Source organism: Brachybacterium timonense (assembly GCF_900258505.1).
GTDB classification, from domain to species: Bacteria; Actinomycetota; Actinomycetes; order Actinomycetales; family Dermabacteraceae; genus Brachybacterium; species Brachybacterium timonense.
Genome location: NZ_LT984895.1, coordinates 2,925,754 through 2,943,562 on the forward strand (window position 1 = coordinate 2,925,754; position 17,809 = coordinate 2,943,562).

Sequence of the window (17,809 nt, forward strand, 5' to 3'; positions counted from 1 at the left end):
CAGTGGTGGTCGGAAGCTTGCCGGGGCCGCTGCGCAGCGGCCCCGGCTCGCGCATGCGGGCGCAGTCGCGCCCGCATGCGGCTCACTTCCAGGTGACGGTGGGCAGAACCAGTTCGCGCTTCACGCGGTCGGTGTTGGCCTTCGCCACAGCGAGGATCTCCGCGAGCACGTCGTCGGTGAGCAGGTGGGGCTGCAGGCCGAGGTCCAGCAGGCTGGTGTTGACCGCGTTGTAGTAGTGGTCGTACTTCTCCACGCGGGGGTTCTCGATGTGGTCGATCGTGGTGTTCAGGCCGATGCTCTGGGCGACCTTCGCGACCTTCTCGGCGAGATCCTGTACCGAGAACTCTTCCGTGAACTGGTTGAACACTCGGAACTCGCCGCGCTCAGCCGGGTTCTCGCAGGCGATCTCGATGCAGCGCACAGTGTCCTGGATGTTCAGGTAGCCGCGGGTCTGCGAGCCGTTGCCGTAGACGGTGAGGTCGTGGCCGATCGCCGCCTGGATGAGGAAACGGTTCAGGGCGGTGCCGAACACGGCGTCGTAGTCGAAACGGTTGACCAGGCGGGGATCCAGACGGGTCTCGTCGGTCTCCAGGCCGTAGACCACGCCCTGGTTGAGGTCGGTGGCGCGGATGCCCCAGATGCGGCAGGCGAACATGATGTTGTCGCTGTCGTGCACCTTGGTGAGGTGGTAGAAGGAGCCGGGCTGCTTGGGGAAGGGCAGGCGGTCGGTGCGGCCCTTGTGCTCGATCTCGATCCAGCCCTCTTCGATGTCGATGTTGGGCTGGCCGTACTCGCCCATGGTGCCGAGCTTGACCAGGTGGCAGTCGGGGGCGAAGTCCTTGATGGCCCACAGCACGTTGAGGGTGCCGGTGATGTTGTTGCGGTGGTTCTCGATCGCGTGCTCGCGGTCGATCATCGAGTAGGGCGCGCTGCGGTGCTCAGCGAAGTGCACGAACGCCTCGGGCTGCAGGTCACGGAAGATCGCGGAGACGGCGTCGTAGTCGCACAGATCCGAGATCCGCACGTCGATGTCCTTGCCGGACACCTCCTTCCACGCGGCCACACGCTCCTCGAGCGGCAGGATCGGTGTCATGGAGTTCGAGCCGAGCTCCTCGTCGATGTCACGTCGCACGAGGTTGTCGACGATGGTGACGTCATGACCCTTCTGCGAGAGGTACAGCGCAGTGGGCCAGCCGCAGAATCCGTCTCCACCGGCGACGACGATCTTCATCTCGAGGTTCCTCCAGAGTGTGCGTGACCGGTGAGCGAGCGGGCCTCTCCCCCGGCGATGTGCATCAGGTGATACCTCCCTAACGTAGTCCAGGAGCGGGCCGACTCAAAGATGGCCGACACCCCGGTGAACAGGGAAAGAACACCCCATGACGCGCCTCTTCCCGCCATGACTCAGGGCCCCGGCGATGACGCGGCACTCCACGCCAGCGCGCCGTTCCTGACAGCGTCACTCCCGACAGTGCACCGTTCCCGACAGCGTCACCGTCGGCACTGCACCGTTCACGGCCGTGCGAATTCCTCCAGCACCGCGTCGGAGAGCTCAGGGAGCACCCGCCGGTGAGCGTCGCAGATGTCATGGGCGGTGCCCACCACGAGCGCCATATCAGCCACGGGGTCCACCCAGAACAGGCTGCCCCGCATCCCGAAGTGCCCGTAGGTCGCGGGATCATTGCGCGATCCCGTCCAGTGCGGGCTCTTGTGGCCACGGATCTCGAAGCCCAGTCCGAAGGGGTTCGGGCGTTGATGACCGAAGCCGGGCATCACTCCCGGCAGATCAGGGAACTGCGGGGTGGTGGCAGCGCGATGCCACTGCTCCTCCAGCAGGGTGGGGCGCAGCATCTCGGCGGCGAAGAGGGCAAGGTCGTCCATGGAACCCGCGGCACCGACAGACGGGGAGCCGTCCCACTCCACACTGGTCATGCCGAGTGGGTCGAGCACGCGCTGCTGCACCCAGTCCCCGAAATCCATGCCGATACCCCGGGCCACGTGTCGACCCGCTTCGTCGATGGCGTAGTTGGAATAGGCGCGCCGCGTGCCCGGCGGATGCAGGGTGCGATTGGACTCGTACCACAGTCCGGAGCAGTGGGAGAGCAGATGACGCAGGGTCGAGTCCGGCGGACCGGCCGGGTCGTCCAGGCTCACGAGCCCCTCCTGGACGGCGATCACGCAGGCGGCTGCGGTGATCGTCTTCGTCACGGAGCGCCACAGGCGCACCTGCTCGGTGTCTCCGCGGCGGGCGCGGACTCCTTCCGGGCCGAGCACCAGGGCGCAGGCTTCGAAGCCCAGGTCGTCCAAGAGGTCGAGGGCGCTCATGCGGCACCGCCGGTGGCGAAGCGATCGAGGATCGCGTCGGTCAGCGGTGGCCAGGCCTCGGCGTGGGCGGGCGAGAACGGCTCGGTTCCGAGGAAGGCGGCGGCGAGGTCTGCGTCGGGATCAACCCAGAGGAAGGAGCCGGATTGCCCGAAGTGCCCGAACGTGCGCGGCGAGGAGTGCGCACCGGTCCAGTGCGGGTCCTTGCCGTCGCGGATCTCGAAGCCGAGCCCCCAGTCATTTGTGGCCTGACGGCCGAAGCCGGGCAGGATTCCGCCCAGGCCGGGGAACTGACAGGAGGTCGCCTCACGCCACAGCTCTGTGCTGATGAGCGTCGGCCGCAGCAGTTCACGGCCGACAGTCAACAGGTCACGCACACTGCCTCGGTACCCGGCTGCGGGAGAGCCGCCGACATCCAGGGAAACGAGCGACAGAGGCTGGACGACGGCCTGCTCCACCCAGTCCGACAGGTCGTAACCGGTGGCGTCCTCGACAACCGCCCCAAGCACCTCGAACCCGGTATTGGAGTAGATGCGGCGGGCACCCGGCTGTGCGATCGGGTCGGCTCCGTCGAAGGGATAGCCGGCCGTGTGGGCCATCAGATGGCGCACTGTGGCTCCTTCAGGGCCGGCAGGCTCATCCAGATCCAGCAGCGCGCGGTCGATGGCGACGAGCACAGCGAGCGCGGCGATGGGTTTCGAGACGGACGCCAGGGGGTGGATCTCGTCGATGTCTCCCTGGTGGTGCAGATCAGTGTCGGGCCCGGTCACCCCGAACGCAGTGGTGAACGGGAGATCCAGGGTGAAAGGTGCGCTTCTCACCCGCTCAGCTTCACACAGTGTGCCGCGTCGCGACACGCCGAGAGAACCTCGCGAGGCAGCGATGTGCGTCGACGGTGCAACCTCAGGACCAGGCCGTTCGCCGATTCTCGCCAAAAATTCCAACCAACTGCCTTTTACCCCTTGTTTACTCTTCCTTGACCATGCAAGGTAGTGGCATCCGCAGGGATGACACGAACCCTGAGGATCCACCAAACCACCACACGAGGGGGAACCATCATGTCCGGCACGATCGCGAGCACCACACCCATGACATCCGAGCAGACCCTGGAGGGACACGGGGGCGCCGTCAGTCGACGCGGCCTGCTGCTCGGAGTCGGCGGGATCAGCGCCGCACTCGCGCTGGGTGTGGGGTCGCAGACCGCAGCCGTGGCCGCACCGCCGAAGCTGCGCAAGGGCGACCGGGGGGCCGCCGTCACTGAGCTGCAGAACAGGCTCAACGCCGCGAAGTATTGGTGCGGCTCCGCCGATGGAGCCTTCGGTCCGACCACGCAGCAGGCGGTGTACGCACTGCAGAAGGCCGCCGGTCTGGGGAAGGATGGCGTCGTCGGCCCCAAGACCTATGACGCCCTGAGCCGCAAGGTGCTGCCGAAGGCCCAGATCACCTCAGGCACCGCCTTCGAGATCGACCTGGACAAGCAGCTACTGCTGTGCATCGCTGATGGGAAAATCGCCTACGTGCTGAATACGTCGACCGGTAGCGGCGAGCGCTACTACTCCGGCGGGCGCTGGAAGCGTGCCACCACACCGAAGGGCGATTTCCGCATCTACCGCAACCACTCCAAGGGCTGGCTCAACGGTTCCCTGGGCCGCATGTACCGACCCTCGTTCTGGGACCGCGGTTGGGCGATCCACGGCTCGACATCAATCCCGCCGTACCCGGCCTCGCACGGCTGCGCCCGGATCAGCACCGCTGCATCCGACATGCTGTGGAAGCGCAACTGGTTCATCATCGACCGCCGCGTCCTCGTCCGCTGACCATCGCCCTCCACACAACCTGCACGACCTCCCCGCAGTGCCCGCGCCCCCAGGGCCCGGCGTTCGCCGAGCCTGCACGGTACGATCGGTGAGGCGCCCACGAGGGCGTCGGCTCCGTTCTCGCTCCAGGGCGCGGGCAGTGCGGAGCGAGGATGCACGGTCGGACAGCGGAGGGACGCCCAGTGGGGATCTTTGATCGGATCGAACGTGGCCTCGACCGTGGCGTGACGAGCATCTTCTCGCCCGGGCGCGGCCAATTGAAACCGCTGGATCTCGCCCAGGGCCTCAAGCGCGAATGCGATGACCAGATCCAGGTCATGGACCGCACGCGCACCCTCGCCCCGAACGTGTACACCGTCTACCTGCACTCCGAGGACTACGACAGGTTCGCCTCCTGGGAAGACACCCTCATCGACGAGCTCGAGCACGTGCTCACCACGCACGCTGATAAGCAGCGTTACATGTTCGTCGGCGCCGTGAGTGTCAGCCTCGAGCGCGATGACGAGGTGCGCGCCGGTCGCTTCGAGACCGAGTCTCACACCGAGCGCGGCTCCGTGGCCCCCGCCACCGGCGCGGCGCGCACCGGTGCGGACCCGCACCCGATCCTGGAGATCGACGACCAGCAGTATCTGCTCACCGGCGCTGTCACGGTGATCGGCCGCGGCGGGGACTCCGACATCATCCTCGAGGACACCGGCGTCTCCCGGCACCACCTCGAACTGCGACACGAGCACGGCACGCTTGTGGCCACCGACCTCGGCTCGACCAACGGCACATTCGTGGACGGCGACCGGATCCGCACCCCCGTCGCCCTGCAGAACGGCTCACAGCTGACCGTCGGACGCACCCGAATGACCGTCCAGCTGCCGGCCGATCCGGCCACGGCCCTGTGAGTCGCCCATGAGTGAATTGACCATCATCGCCATCAGGGTCGGCTTCGTGCTGGCCCTGTGGTTGTTCGTCGTCGCCGTGGTGCTGGTCCTGCGCAACGACCTGTTCGGCACCACCGTCGTCAATCGCTCGAGCCGCGATCCACGTCGGGACCAGCGCCCCAGCGCCGATCCGGCCAAGGCCGCCTCCGTGCGCACAGAGCCGCCTGCCACCGTGACGTCCCTCGTGGTGACAGCGGGCCCACTGCGCGGCACGTCTCTCACATTGGGCTCGACGCCGGTCCTGATCGGCCGTGCCCCGGAATGCACGCTCGTGCTCGATGACGACTACGCCTCCAACCGCCACGCCCGGATCCTCCGCCAGGGGGACGAATGGATGGTCGAAGATCTGGGCTCCACCAACGGCACCCTGATGTCCGGTAGGCGCATTGACGGCGCCGAGCCGTTCCGCCCGGGTGCCGCGGTGCGTATCGGCCGCACCGAGATCGAATTGAGACGAGGACCGCGATGAGCGTCGCTCTCCACTACGCCGCCCGCTCGGATGTGGGCCTGGTGCGTTCGAACAATCAGGACTCCGGTTACGCCGGCAGCCACCTCATCGTTGTCGCCGACGGCATGGGTGGCCATGCTGGTGGCGATGTGGCCAGCTCGGTCGTGGTGGGCGAGCTCTCGCGGCTGGACGCCGATACTCCGGCGAGCGACCTGGTTGCCGCACTCGAGTCCACCGTGCTCGAAGCGAACCAGGAGATCCTGCGCCGCGCCCGCGATGAACCCCAACTCGCCGGGCTCGGCACCACCGTCACCGCCCTGCTGCGCTCCGAAGGGAAATTCGCCCTCGCCCACATCGGCGACTCCCGCGCCTACCTGTTGCGCGACGGAGAGACCACGCAGATCACGAAGGACCACACCTTCGTGCAGCGGCTGCTGGACGAGGGCCGCCTCACCGCAGACGAGGCGGAGCGCCATCCGCAGCGATCCGTGCTGATGCGTGTGCTGGGCGACGTGGACGCCGACCCCGAGCTTGATCTCTCCCTGCGACCGGCACATCCCGGGGACCGCTGGATGCTGTGCTCCGACGGGCTCAGTGGCCTGGTATCGCTGGAGACGATCTCCCATGCGCTCTCCGAGATCAGCGATCCCGGATCCTGCGCCGACGAGCTCGTCCAGCTTGCTCTCAAAGGCGGCGGCCCCGACAACATCACCTGCATCGTGGCTGACGTCGTGGATCTCGATGCACTTCCGCGCGGAGTCTCCGCACCCTCGACCACGCCGCAAATCGTCGGCTCGGCTGCACGGAACCGGCATCAGCCGACGTCAGCCTCCGGACCTGCGGCGCGCGCCGCGGCCCTCACCCGTGACCCCGAGCCCGACCATCCGTACGAGGATGAGGACTTCGAGGAGCAGGAGCAGCCTCGTCGGGGGCTCTGGCCCGCGATCGTGGCTGGCATCCTCGCGCTCGGGCTGCTCATCGCAGGTCTCTGGGCGGCCTATGGCTGGTCACAGACGCAGTACTACGTCGGCACCGACGGCACGCATGTCGTGGTCTATCAGGGCCTGTCGCAGGATCTGGGGCCACTGTCTCTGTCCCATCCGGTGGAAGTGACAGACGTTCCCCTCGACGATCTGTCCGACGTCTCACGCGACCAGGTGGAATCGACCATCTCCGCCTCCGACCGCACGAAAGCCGACGCCATCGTGGACCAGCTGCGCCGCGAGGCCCTCGAAACGACCGTGGACCGCCAGTCGGGTCTGCCCGGCTCCGGCGGGCCGAGCGATGCAGGCGGGGCGAGCGATGCTGGTGGCGCCGCAGCGGAACAGCCCTCCCCTGGCACCGGCACCATGCCCAGTCGCGGCCGAACCGCCACGCCTCCCGACAAGGGTGAGGCCCGCTAGTGTCCACCGTCGTCTCCTACACAGCCCGACCCCGACGGCTCACCCAGGTGCTCCTGTTGATCCTGGCCGGAGCCACCGGGGTGACTGCCTATGCGCTGGTGGGACTGGGCCGTTTCGGAGAACTGGACCCGCGCGTGATGACAGTGGCCATCGGCACCGGGGTCCTCATCGTGCTGCTGCAGGTCGCCGTGATGTGGCGGGCCCCCTATGCGGACCCGGTGATCCTGCCGATCGTGCTGATTCTGAACCTGCTCGGCATCAGCGCGATCGCGACCGTGGACTCCGCGAACAAGCTCTACCGCGGCAAAGAGACCGCTATGGCGGACCGGCAGATGATGTGGGCCGTACTCGGCGCGGCCTTGGGCATCGCGGTCATCGTGGCGTTGCGCGATCACCGCTGGCTGCGCCGATACACGTGGATCACCGCGACGGTGGGCGCCATCTTGCTCCTGCTGCCGCTGGTTCCGGGCTTGGGCAGCTCGCACAACGGCTCCCGGATCTGGATCAGTATCGCCGGCAACTCCTTCCAGCCCGCCGAGCTCGCGAAAATCCTGTTCGCCGTGTTCTTCGCTGGCTACCTGGTGTCACGACGGGACACCCTCGCGCTGGCAGGCCCGAAGGTACTGGGTATCCATCTGCCGCGCTGGTCTGACTTCGGCCCGATCCTCGTGGCGTGGGCCTTCGCCATGGCGGTCCTGGTGTTCCAGACCGACTTGGGAACCTCGCTGATGTTCTTCGGCCTGTTCGTCGCCATGCTGTACGTGGCCACCGACCGACTCAGCTGGCTCGTGATCGGCGCAGTCATGTTCCTGCCGCCCGCCGTGTTCGCCGCGACCCAGATGAGCCATGTCCGCCGGCGCCTGACCTGCTGGCTGGATCCGCTGGACCCGGAGAACTACGACCGCTGCTTCCAGGTGGCCACCGGCCTGTTCGGGCTCGCGAACGGTGGTGTGGTCGGCACCGGTCTGGGCGAAGGACGGCCCAACATCGTGCCGCACTCCGAATCGGATTTCGTGTACGCGACCATTGCGGAGGAGATGGGCCTGATCGGCGCATTCGCCGTGCTGCTGCTGTATCTGCTGCTGGTGCAGCGTGCGCTGCGCTCCGCGGTAGGAATCTCCGACGGATTCGGCACGCTGCTCGCTAGCGGCCTCGGCTTCGTGATGGCGCTGCAGGTGTTCGTCGTGGTCGGCGGCATCACCCGAGTGATCCCACTGACAGGCCTGACCATGCCGTTCCTGGCCGCCGGTGGCAGTTCGCTGGTGTGCAACTGGATCGTCGCCGGCCTGCTGGTGCGCCTGTCGGACGCGGCCCGTCGGCCCGCTGCCCGACAGCTTCCCGTCGCTGACGCGGCGTCGGTGCGAGCGGAGGTGGCCGCGTGAACAAGCCGCTGCGCCACATCTGGCTCGTCGTGGCAAGTCTGTTCCTGCTCTTGTTCGGGTCCACCACCTACTTCCAGGTGATCGACCAGAGCCGGCTGGAGAACGATTCGCGCAACGCCCGCACGGTCTACAACGAGTTCGGGCGCCACCGGGGCCCGCTCGTCGTGGACGGTGAAGCGATCGCATACTCCGAGAGCAACCAGGACCGGTATGGATATCAGCGCATCTACAAGCACGGTCCCCTGTACGCACCGGTGACCGGGTACTACTCGGTGGTGTACGGGTTCACGGGCATCGAGCGTTCCTTGAACGACACCCTCTCTGGAGAGTCGGATGCGCTGTTCTACCAGCGTGTGGCCGACACGCTGGCTGGCCGCGCCGCCACCGGCGCCACTGTGGAGCTGACGCTCGACTCTGCTGCTCAGCAGGCTGCCTGGGACGGTTTGGACGGCCGACGCGGCACCGTGGTGGCGCTGGACCCGACCACGGGCGCAATCAAAGCGCTGGTCTCCTCCCCCAGCTATGACCCGAACCAGATGGCCTCCCACACGACCTCCGAGGTGCGCGACGCCTGGAAGAGCCTGAACGATTCGTCGGATCGCCCCTTGACCAACCGTGCCATCGGCGGAGACCTGTACCCGCCGGGCTCGACGTTCAAACTGATCACCGCCGCAGCGGCGCTCGAAACGGGCGACTACACCGCCGACTCCGTCGTGCCCGGACCGGGCAGCTACCAGCTGCCGAAGTCCAGCTCGGTGCTGGCCAACCATTCCGGAGGCGACCGCACCCCGTGCGGGCCCGATGACCGCTCCACGCTCACCGAGGCGATGCGTACGTCCTGCAACACCTCCTTCGCGATGCTCGGCGTCGAGATCGGCCAGGATGCGCTGCGGCGCACGACCGAGGAGTTCGGCTTCGGTGAGAGTCTGGAGATCCCCATGGGTGTGACCCCCTCGGGCATCGGCACGGATCTGGATGACGCACAGCTGGCCACCACCTCCATCGGGCAGTACGAGACACGGGTGACGCCGCTGCAGATGGCGATGGTGGCAGCCGCGGTGGCGAACGACGGTGTGGTGATGGAGCCGCAGCTGGTGCAGTCGGTGCGCACCAACGACTTCGCCGAGCTGCAGAAACTCACTCCGCGGAAACTGTCGCAGCCGCTCAGCGCTGCGAACGCTCAGCAGATGCGGACGATGATGACCGCCGTTGTCGAGGACGGCACGGGCACGAGCGCCGCCATCGACGGGGCGGAGGTCGGGGGCAAGACCGGGACTGCGCAGTGGAAAGAGGGCCGCGCGCCGCACTCGTGGTTTGTCGGATATGCCCAGGATGGCGATACGCGGGTCGCGGTCGCCGTGCTGGTCGAGGAAGGCGGGTTCGGTTCCCGCGTCGCGGCCCCGATCGCGAAAGATGTCATGGAGGCGGTGATCCACGGATGAAGACACGACCAGGACTCGTGCTCGAAGGACGCTACGAACTCACCTCGCTGATCGCCACCGGCGGCATGGGCCAGGTGTGGAAGGGACGCGACCGCGAACTTGACCGCGCCATCGCCGTGAAGGTGCTGCGCGAGGAATACGCAGGTGACGAGAGCTTCCTCAAGCGATTCCGTGCCGAGGCCCGACACACGGCGGCGCTGTCGCACGATGCGATTGCCGCTCTGTACGACTACGGGGAGCTTGACGGCCGCGCCTTCATCGTGATGGAGCTGTGCCCCGGCAAACCGCTGTCGGACATCATCGAGCGCAATCCCGGTGGGCTGCCGCAGAAACGCGTGGTGAGCCTGCTGATCGATCTGGCCCGCGCACTGGACGCCGCCCACACCAAGGGTGTGGTGCACCGTGATGTGAAGCCCGAGAACATGCTGGTGGACCAGAAGAACGGCTGGTCGATGAAGATCACCGACTTCGGTATCGCCCGCAGCGAGGACCAGGCGCGCCTGACGAAGGAAGGCCTGGTGATGGGCACCGCCCAGTACCTCTCACCCGAGCAGGCGATGGGGAAGCAGGCCACGAGCCTGTCGGACATCTACGCACTCGGCATCGTGGCGTACGAAATGCTCGTGGGGCATCGGCCGTTCACCGGTGCCAGCCAGGTGGAGATCGCGATGGCTCAGGTGAAGCAGCAGCCGCCGGAGCTACCGGCGGACATTCACCCGGATCTGCGCCGCCTGGTGATGATGGCGCTCGCGAAGGCACCGGCGAACCGGCCGCGCTCCGCATCAGCCGTCGCACGGATCCTGGAGTCGATCCAGCGCGGCGAAACGCCGCGATTCACCACCGGCTCGATACCGACCACCCGCGTCGATGACCACGACTGGTCCGGCGGCGAGCGCGCCAGCAGCGGTTCGGCTGACCACTCGGGTGAGGGGGCGAGGGGTGCGTCGGGCTCGCCGGCCAAGGGCGCCTCCCCCACCGGGACGCGGACCGCGGCCATGCCGCTGCCGCTGTCCGGGCGCCGTGGCATCCGCCATCGTGCCTCCGGTGCGTCGGCCTCGTCGGGCCCGTCGGCTCTGTCTGCTTCCTCCGCATCGTCGGCCCCGGGGGCGCACCGGGACCGCCGGCGCTCCACCTCCCGCTCGGCCCCTGCGCAGGCCCAGGCGGGGTCATCGAGTCCGATCCATGGCTCGATGGCGACCGCCGCCCCCGGTGAGAAAGCAGCCGCAGCGTCCATGGCCCAAGCGCCCGCAGCTGGTCACGGGAATCCGCCGTCCTCCGCGGAGGGGTCGCAAACGCGCGGCGAGGCGACGCATGAACCAGCAGAGACGAACGCAGCGTCCGCACAGCGCGCGCCGCGCACTCAGCGCAGCACGGGCCAGCGCCTGGGGCCGTTCAGCCTTCCCGGGCTGGCGCTGCTCCTGCTGCTGGCGATCATCGTGGTGGCGATCCTGGCGTTCACCGGCGTGATCCCCATCGCGGCACTCGAAAGCGTCACGGAGTCCAGCGATCCTGCACGTACGATGGCGGGATCGGTGTGGCCGGGCCCGATCACGAGGATGGGTGAACTGTGAGCGAAGAGAAGATGGTCCTGGGCGGTCGTTACGCTCTGGGTCGGGTGCTCGGCCACGGCGGTATGGCTGAGGTGTACCTCGCCGACGACACTCGTCTGCACCGCACGGTCGCGGTGAAGATCCTCCGCTCGGACCTGGCGCGGGACGCGAACTTCCAGGAGCGCTTCCGCCGTGAGGCCCAGAGTGCTGCTGCGCTGAATCACCCGGCGATCGTGGCCGTGTATGACACCGGCGAGGAGCACACCACGTCGATCACGGGTGCCGACCTCACCATCCCGTACATCGTGATGGAGTACGTGCAGGGCACGACGCTGCGTGAGCACATCGATCCGGAGAACCCGATGCCCGCCGCGCGTGCCGGGGAGATCATGGCGACACTGCTGAGCGCCCTGGAGTACTCGCATCGCGCCGGCATCGTGCACCGCGATATCAAGCCCGGCAACATCATGATCACCGAGGATGACGAGGTGAAGGTGATGGACTTCGGCATCGCCCGTGCGATCGCCGACGCCACCAGCGCGATGACCGCCACCCAGGCGGTGATGGGCACTGCCCAGTACCTCTCCCCCGAACAGGCCCGCGGCCAGATGGTGGATGCCCGATCGGACATCTACTCTGCCGCCTGCGTGATGTACGAGATGCTCACGGGCCGTCCGCCGTTCACCGGCGACACCCCCGTCTCGATCGCCTACCAGCACGTGCGTGAGACGCCGACGGCCCCGTCGGTGTTCAACCCGCAGATCACGCAGGCGATGGACGCCGTGATCCTCACGGGCCTGGCGAAAGACCGTGAGGAGCGCTATGCGAGCGCGGTCGCGTTCTCACGGGACATCTCCGCCGTGCTCGCCGGGCGTGAGCCGTCCCTGGTGAACGGTGTGGTTCCGCCTGGCGCCGCGTCTGCCGAGGAGACGACGGTGCTGGGCCCCGTGGAGGGTGCCACCGAGGTGCTGCCAGCCGTGAACAGCGCCGCGCTGAACGCGGGTGCTGGTCGCCGCCGCGCGCCTGAGGCTGCCACGATGCTTTCTCCAAGCAGCCCTGCGCCGGCGCCAGTGACGGAGGAGGAGACGCCCAAGCGCCGCACCCCATGGTGGCTGCTGATACTGGTTGGTCTCGCCGTGCTCGCCGTGATCGCTGCAGTGCTCCTGTTCCTGCGTCCCTGGGACACGGGGCCTGGCAAGGTCGAGGTCCCCGATGTTGTGGGCATGGCGCAGGCCGAAGCACAGGCCGAGCTGCAAGGCGCGGGCTTGGAGGCACAGTTCACCGAGGCCAGCTCCGACACTGTGCCCAAGGGAGACGTCATCTCCACGGACCCCGAAGGCGGCCACGAGGTCGAAGAAGGCAGCAGCGTCTCGGTGGCCATCTCCACCGGTCCCGAAACGGCGAGCGTGCCGGATCTGAAGGGGAAGACACGCGACGAGGCGCAGAAGCTCTTGGACGACGCCGGCCTCGTGCTGGAAGTGGCAGGCGAGGAGGATGCGCCGAAGGCGAAGGCGGGCACCGTGACACGGACGACCCCGCAGGGTGGCGCGAGTGTCACCAAGGGCGACACCGTGCAGGTGTGGCTGGCCAGCGGCAGCGTGGAGGTTCCGGACGTCACCAAGCTCACCCTGGAAGAGGCGACCAGCCGTCTCGAGAGTCAGGGCTTTGTGGTGGAGTCCACCGAACGCGAGGACGCTGACCATGACCCGGGCACGGTGGTCGACCAGACCCCGAAGAGCGGCATGGCAGAGGTCGGGTCGACGGTGCAGCTGACCGTGGCCACGGAGGTTGGACCATCCCCGATGCCGAACGTGATCGGCCGCACCGAACAGGAAGCCCGTGACCTGCTCGAAGAAAAGGGCTGGGGCGTCGACCGGACGACCGAGCATTCCGACTCCGTGGAGAAGGGCCGGGTCATCAAGACTCAGCCCGACCCGGACACGCCCGTGGCCCCGAACGCGACCGTGACGATCATCGTGTCCGCGGGCCCTGAACCGACCCCTGAACCGACACCGGAGCCGACGCCGTCGCAGACGCCGTCTGAGACACCGACCCCGACCGAGGGGAACGGGAACGGTAATGGCAACGGGAACGGGAACGGCAACGGGAAGACGCCTCCTGGGCAGAACCGCGACAACCCGAATCCGCGCGGCCAGAACGCGGTCGCGCCGGTGACGGGCAACCACTGATGAGCACGACGCGCCTGCTGGTTGTCGATAACTACGACAGCTTCGTCTTCACCATCGTCGGCTACCTCGAGCAGATGGGCGCCGACTGCACCGTGGTGCGCAATGACGCCGTGCCTCAGCTGGACTCCGGCGCCGTGGACCTCTCAGGGGCCGACGGGGTCCTCGTTTCCCCTGGGCCAGGCAATCCGGACACCGCGGGCCGTTCACTGGACGTGATCGCCGCGTGCGCCAGCGCGCGCCTGCCGATGCTCGGTGTATGCCTTGGGCATCAGGCGCTCGGGCAGCTGTTCGGCGGTCGCGTCGAGCATGCGCCGGAGCTCATGCACGGTCGCACCAGCCGCATCATCCATGAGGGCGCCAGCGTGTTCCACGGGGCACCGAGCCCGCTGACTGCCACGCGCTACCACTCGCTGACGGTGGTGCCAGAGTCGGTTCCGGACGAACTCGAGGTCACCGCTCGCACCGAATCCGGGATCGTGATGGGGCTGGCCCACCGTGAGCTGCCGTTGCACGGGGTGCAGTTCCATCCGGAGTCGGTGATGACTGAGCACGGTCACCTGATGCTCGCGAACTTCCTGCAGCTGTGCGACGGCGTTGATGCGCTGGAGCGGTCACGAGGCCTGGCGCCGCTGCTGGCCACGAGCTGACGCAGGGTCTGGCCCGTCGGCCGATCGAACGGCGCTGTCAGAGGAGATCGTCGCTGTCGGCGCCGCGGTATGTCAGCTGAGCAGCGGGGGCGTCGTGCCCTGCGGTGCCCCCACCAGTCCGTCGTTGAACGGCATGTATGGGGCGATTGCCGGGAACACCCAGCCGAACAGCACCACCACGAGTGCCGCGAGGATCAGTACGGTCAGCAGGATCCGCAGCCACAGCGGGCCGGGAAGGTGTCGGAACATCCAGGCGTACACGGGATCACTCCTCTCCGCCGGCGAGGGCCTCGGGGATGCCGTCGGCGCGGTCGGTCCAGTAGGCGAACTTCGCATGCACGATGTAGCGCTCTCGGGCGGAGTACATGGGGTGGCAGGCGGTCAGCGTGAGCATCGCTTCGGTGGGTTCAACGGTCGGATCACCCGGCGTCGGGGCGATGACCTCGTTCTGGTCCGGGTTGACCACCTGGTGGCTGGTGACTTCGTAGACGTAGAACGCATTGCCGGTTTCGACCACGATGGGGTCGCCGGGCTTGAGGCGGGCGATGTCCTCGAAGGGGCGTCCGTAGGTGTTGCGGTGCCCGGCCACGGAGAAGTTGCCCACCTGGCCCGGTAGCGCGGTCTCTGGGTAGTGGCCGACGCCCTTGACGTTGAGGACTTTCTCCAGGCTGACGCCTTCGGCGAGTGGGAAACGCGTACGGTCGAAGGCGGGCACATGCATGGTGCCGAACACCATGTCCATGCCGTTCAGCTCGGGTACAGGTGGTGGCCCTTCCTGGCGCGGGGCGATGCGCTCCTTGTCCACACTGCCCCACTCGCGGTCGAGCTCGGCCACGATGCCTTCCTGCTCACGGTCTGCCACCACGTCGGTCCACCACAACTGCCAGGTGAGGAACAGCAGCAGGAGCACACCCAGGGTGATCAGCAGCTCGCCGGCGACGCCGACCACAGCAGACACGGTGCCGCCGCGGCGTTCAGATCGCCGCCTGCCCTCACCGCGCGTGCGGGCTTCGCTGTCCGCGGGGGATGCCCCCTGGGAACGATGTGTCGGGGACATCATCCTGCCTTCGCGATGTCGATAGTGAGGGAGCCGTCGAAGCCAGGAAGGGTGGCATCCGGAAGGTCCTCGATCGTCTCCCCCAGCCCTACGTAGGCGACCCAGTCACGGTACACCTGGACCGCATGGGAGTCATCAAGAGCGTGCCGCATGCTCTGTGTGTTCCCGATCGCTGTGACGATGAACGGCGGCGAGTACACGCGGCCTTCGAGCAACAGTGTGTTTCCGGCGCAGCGGAACGCGCTGCCCGCCACGACCCGCTGGTCTTGCAGCATCATCGCTTCAGCTCCGCCGGCCCAGAGTGCGTTGATATACGACTCGAGGTCTTGCTGGTGGACCACGAGGTCGTCGGGGCCGACGTCCGGCAGAGTTCCGAGCACCCCTTCCGGGGCGTCGCTGAGGGAGATGCGCAGACCGGGCCCGTGCACTTCGGTCAGCCCCACGGCTTCGGAGTAGCGCTGCAGTTCACGGGCGGTGGAGTCGCCCTGCTGGGCAGTGAGCTCATCCACCTGGGCTCGCTTGCGCCGCGCTTCTGTTTCCAGGGTTGAGATCTCCCGCTCGCGTCGGCGCAGAATATCGGCGGTGGTTGAGACGTCGTCGCGGATTGCACCGCCGGCTGACGTGCGGGCGCTGGTGGCGAACAGTATTCCGGCCAGACCCATGACGGCGCCGACCCCCACTGTGCCGACGGTGCGACGGGTCGGGCGCGGTGAACCGCCCGTCGGCGCCGGTGTCGTGCCAGCGCGCAACGCGGTGTCAGCCGAGGTTGTCTCCTGCGGCGTCGGATCGCTGTCCCGTTCCTGCATTACACCCCCTCACATCGCGGTGTCGCATCAGCTTCACGTCGCGTGCTCAGCTCGTGAGCACTAATCTAGGTCACGGCTTGTCGACCGGCAGGCCCGCGCGGAGACATCTTTCGCGCGCCGTGGACGTCGAGGGAGCATCAAGCGACATGGCCAGGAGCAAGCGGGCGCGACGCAACGCGCAGGCGACGACCCCGGCAACCACGAAGAGCCAGGCCACGGATGTGGACGACGACGCGACGCCCGCCGAGGCCAACGATCCCCGCGAGGCCGCCGATGCCACGGAGGCGGGTGACGCCTCCGCAGACGACGCCGACGCTGCGGACGCCACGGATTCCGGAGCGTCCTCGACGGAGCAGCCTTCGCGCACCGCCAGCAAGAAGACGGCTGCAGCGAAGACCTCGACGAAGACCACGTCAGGTTCCTCGGACACCGCACGGAAGGTGACGGACCCGAAGAAGAAAAAGTCCGCGGCTTCGTCCCCGACGGCTCAGAAGGCGAAGGACGCCGCGACGAAGCGCAGCCCGAAGGCGTCGGCTGCTCAGGAGAGTGCCCGCACCCGCAAGCGTCGAGTCGCCGCGGCCGCACCGAACCCGCCGTGGCTGATCCCTGCCGCACTGACGCTGCTGATCGGTGGCCTCGTCTACCTGGTGACGTATTACCTGTCCTCCGGAACGCTGCCGCTGTCGATCGGTGACTGGAACCTCGCCGTCGGCTTCGGAATGATGATGCTCGGCGGCGGCCTGCTCATGTTCTGGAAGTGACCGGTGTGAATGATCAACCAGAAGGCATCGACACTGCGCGTGCCCTGACCCGACCGGAGCCGTCCGCGGATGGGGCCACTGACCGGACCGGCCCGGCGCATCCCTGGCACCGCTTCGTGGCGCTGGGCGACTCCTTCACCGAGGGCATCGGCGATCCTGACCCGGATCGTCCCGGATCGTGGCGCGGCTGGGCCGATCGGGCTGCGGCCGAACTCGGGCGCAGCGTCGACGGATTCGAGTACGCGAACCTCGCGGTACGCGGCAAGCTGTACCGACAGATCCTCGATGACCAGCTCGAACCGGCGATCGCCCTCAAACCGGATCTGGTGAGCCTGTGCGCCGGCGGCAATGACGTGCTTCGGCGCGGCGACCCGGACGAGATCGCCGCTGCGTTGGATGATGCCGTGGGGCAGCTCGCAGCGGGCGGCGCAACGATCGTCATGTGGACTGGTGCTGACATCGGTGAGACACCGGTGCTGAACCTGGTGCGCGGACGCGTGGCGATCTACAACGAGAACATTCGCTCGGTGGCCGCGCGCCACGGCGCAGCCGTCGTCGACATGTGGGGACTGCGTGCGCTCACCCACGAGTCGATGTGGGCCGAGGATCGGCTCCATTTCTCTGCCGCAGGGCATCTGCTGATCGCTTCCGCAATGCTGGACGTGCTGGGCGTTGAGCACACCCTGGACCCGTATCCGCTGGAGGATCCGCACACCCGCCCCTGGCGGGAAGCACGCCAGCAGGATTTGCACTGGGCGCGAACGCATTTCGGCCCGTGGGTGATGCGGCGTCTGCGCGGCCAGTCCTCCGGCGACGGCATCGCGCCGAAGAGGCCGCACCCCGAGCCCGTGTTCGGCCAGCCGATGCCGCCCGGGGTCTCCGCAACCGAGGCCGACATCGACCCCGACGGGCATCCCCGCCCGGAGCGCTGAGTCCGCGCACCGTCTGTTTCACAACCATTGGGCAACAGTTCAGGAGATGGGGAGTAATCCCCACTGCGGGCGAGCGGGCGCGCCGATACAGTGGCGTGGACGGGGAGCGCGCGAGCAGTCC

General features: G+C 67.6%; 17 protein-coding genes. 11 read left to right on the top strand and 6 right to left on the bottom strand.

Features of this window, described 5'->3' with window-relative positions; translation table 11 throughout:
* Positions 1-82 precede the first annotated feature (82 nt).
* From C8271_RS13015 to C8271_RS13025, 3 genes are all read right to left on the bottom strand, one after another.
* Entirely contained in the window at positions 83-1,231 is a 1,149-nt protein-coding gene (locus C8271_RS13015; protein ID WP_106507654.1) for an NAD-dependent epimerase/dehydratase family protein, read from the bottom strand.
* A gap of 281 nt (positions 1,232-1,512) precedes the next feature.
* Complete coding sequence (locus C8271_RS13020; protein WP_106507655.1) at positions 1,513-2,325, bottom strand: serine hydrolase domain-containing protein; 813 nt, start codon at positions 2,323-2,325, stop codon at positions 1,513-1,515.
* The gene (locus tag C8271_RS13025; RefSeq protein WP_170957899.1) at positions 2,322-3,143 is read right to left on the bottom strand and encodes a serine hydrolase domain-containing protein; all 822 of its coding nucleotides are present in this window, start codon (positions 3,141-3,143) and stop codon (positions 2,322-2,324) included. The genes C8271_RS13020 and C8271_RS13025 overlap by 4 nt, the downstream gene beginning before the upstream one ends.
* 237 nt (positions 3,144-3,380) lie before the next feature.
* Here C8271_RS13025 and C8271_RS13030 point away from each other — a divergent pair, with 237 nt between their 5' ends.
* The 9 genes from C8271_RS13030 to C8271_RS13070 all read left to right on the top strand — a co-directional run bounded on the left by C8271_RS13030 (position 3,381) and on the right by C8271_RS13070 (position 14,132).
* The gene (locus tag C8271_RS13030) at positions 3,381-4,139 is read left to right on the top strand and encodes a L,D-transpeptidase family protein (protein WP_170957900.1); all 759 of its coding nucleotides are present in this window, start codon (positions 3,381-3,383) and stop codon (positions 4,137-4,139) included.
* Between the two features lie 182 nt (positions 4,140-4,321).
* The gene (locus C8271_RS13035) at positions 4,322-5,032 is read left to right on the top strand and encodes an FHA domain-containing protein (RefSeq protein WP_106507656.1); all 711 of its coding nucleotides are present in this window, start codon (positions 4,322-4,324) and stop codon (positions 5,030-5,032) included.
* Positions 5,033-5,039: 7 nt separating this feature from the next.
* Complete coding sequence (locus tag C8271_RS13040) at positions 5,040-5,540, top strand: FHA domain-containing protein FhaB/FipA (RefSeq protein ID WP_106507657.1); 501 nt, start codon at positions 5,040-5,042, stop codon at positions 5,538-5,540.
* Positions 5,537-6,922 (top strand): PP2C family protein-serine/threonine phosphatase, encoded by a 1,386-nt coding sequence (locus C8271_RS13045; protein WP_106507658.1) that lies wholly within the window; start codon positions 5,537-5,539, stop codon positions 6,920-6,922. Before C8271_RS13040 ends, C8271_RS13045 begins: the two co-directional genes overlap by 4 nt.
* Positions 6,922-8,304, top strand: a complete 1,383-nt coding sequence (locus tag C8271_RS13050) for an FtsW/RodA/SpoVE family cell cycle protein (protein ID WP_106507659.1) — start codon at positions 6,922-6,924, stop codon at positions 8,302-8,304. Before C8271_RS13045 ends, C8271_RS13050 begins: the two co-directional genes overlap by 1 nt.
* Entirely contained in the window at positions 8,301-9,746 is a 1,446-nt protein-coding gene (locus C8271_RS13055) for a peptidoglycan D,D-transpeptidase FtsI family protein (RefSeq protein WP_106507660.1), read from the top strand. The genes C8271_RS13050 and C8271_RS13055 overlap by 4 nt, the downstream gene beginning before the upstream one ends.
* Positions 9,743-11,317, top strand: coding sequence for a serine/threonine-protein kinase (locus C8271_RS13060; protein WP_106507661.1), 1,575 nt, complete (start codon positions 9,743-9,745; stop codon positions 11,315-11,317). The genes C8271_RS13055 and C8271_RS13060 overlap by 4 nt, the downstream gene beginning before the upstream one ends.
* On the top strand, positions 11,314-13,485 hold the full coding sequence (gene pknB, locus C8271_RS13065) for a Stk1 family PASTA domain-containing Ser/Thr kinase (RefSeq protein ID WP_106507662.1): 2,172 nt from the start codon (positions 11,314-11,316) through the stop codon (positions 13,483-13,485). The genes C8271_RS13060 and pknB overlap by 4 nt, the downstream gene beginning before the upstream one ends.
* The gene (locus C8271_RS13070; protein WP_106507663.1) at positions 13,485-14,132 is read left to right on the top strand and encodes an anthranilate synthase component II; all 648 of its coding nucleotides are present in this window, start codon (positions 13,485-13,487) and stop codon (positions 14,130-14,132) included. The genes pknB and C8271_RS13070 overlap by 1 nt, the downstream gene beginning before the upstream one ends.
* Positions 14,133-14,204: 72 nt before the next feature.
* On the opposite strand, the gene C8271_RS13075 is transcribed toward C8271_RS13070, so the two are convergent.
* The 3 genes from C8271_RS13075 to C8271_RS13085 all read right to left on the bottom strand — a co-directional run bounded on the left by C8271_RS13075 (position 14,205) and on the right by C8271_RS13085 (position 15,995).
* Positions 14,205-14,393, bottom strand: a complete 189-nt coding sequence (locus C8271_RS13075) for a hypothetical protein (RefSeq protein WP_106507664.1) — start codon at positions 14,391-14,393, stop codon at positions 14,205-14,207.
* A 4-nt stretch (positions 14,394-14,397) separates the two neighbouring features.
* Positions 14,398-15,081, bottom strand: coding sequence for a class E sortase (locus C8271_RS13080; RefSeq protein WP_245921201.1), 684 nt, complete (start codon positions 15,079-15,081; stop codon positions 14,398-14,400).
* A 107-nt stretch (positions 15,082-15,188) separates the two neighbouring features.
* Complete coding sequence (locus C8271_RS13085) at positions 15,189-15,995, bottom strand: DUF881 domain-containing protein (protein ID WP_106507666.1); 807 nt, start codon at positions 15,993-15,995, stop codon at positions 15,189-15,191.
* 146 nt (positions 15,996-16,141) lie between these two features.
* Here C8271_RS13085 and C8271_RS13090 point away from each other — a divergent pair, with 146 nt between their 5' ends.
* Together C8271_RS13090 and C8271_RS13095 are read left to right on the top strand one after the other, a co-directional pair.
* A complete protein-coding gene (locus C8271_RS13090; RefSeq protein ID WP_106507667.1) occupies positions 16,142-16,756 on the top strand; it encodes a cell division protein CrgA in 615 nt (204 codons plus the stop codon).
* Positions 16,757-16,761: 5 nt separating this feature from the next.
* Positions 16,762-17,688 carry an SGNH/GDSL hydrolase family protein gene (locus tag C8271_RS13095; RefSeq protein WP_425428197.1) on the top strand — a complete coding sequence of 309 codons (927 nt, stop codon included), beginning with the start codon at positions 16,762-16,764 and terminating at the stop codon, positions 17,686-17,688.
* Positions 17,689-17,809 lie beyond the last annotated feature (121 nt).

Coding starts and splice junctions, on each gene's coding strand:
- C8271_RS13020 (WP_106507655.1), bottom strand. CDS start 2,325: ATGAGCGCCCTCGACCTCTTGGACGACCTGGGCTTCGAAGCCTGCGCC.
- C8271_RS13030 (WP_170957900.1), top strand. CDS start 3,381: ATGTCCGGCACGATCGCGAGCACCACACCCATGACATCCGAGCAGACC.
- C8271_RS13085 (WP_106507666.1), bottom strand. CDS start 15,995: ATGCAGGAACGGGACAGCGATCCGACGCCGCAGGAGACAACCTCGGCT.
- C8271_RS13070 (WP_106507663.1), top strand. CDS start 13,485: ATGAGCACGACGCGCCTGCTGGTTGTCGATAACTACGACAGCTTCGTC.
- C8271_RS13090 (WP_106507667.1), top strand. CDS start 16,142: ATGGCCAGGAGCAAGCGGGCGCGACGCAACGCGCAGGCGACGACCCCG.
- C8271_RS13015 (WP_106507654.1), bottom strand. CDS start 1,231: ATGAAGATCGTCGTCGCCGGTGGAGACGGATTCTGCGGCTGGCCCACT.
- C8271_RS13060 (WP_106507661.1), top strand. CDS start 9,743: ATGAAGACACGACCAGGACTCGTGCTCGAAGGACGCTACGAACTCACC.
- C8271_RS13040 (WP_106507657.1), top strand. CDS start 5,040: ATGAGTGAATTGACCATCATCGCCATCAGGGTCGGCTTCGTGCTGGCC.
- C8271_RS13045 (WP_106507658.1), top strand. CDS start 5,537: ATGAGCGTCGCTCTCCACTACGCCGCCCGCTCGGATGTGGGCCTGGTG.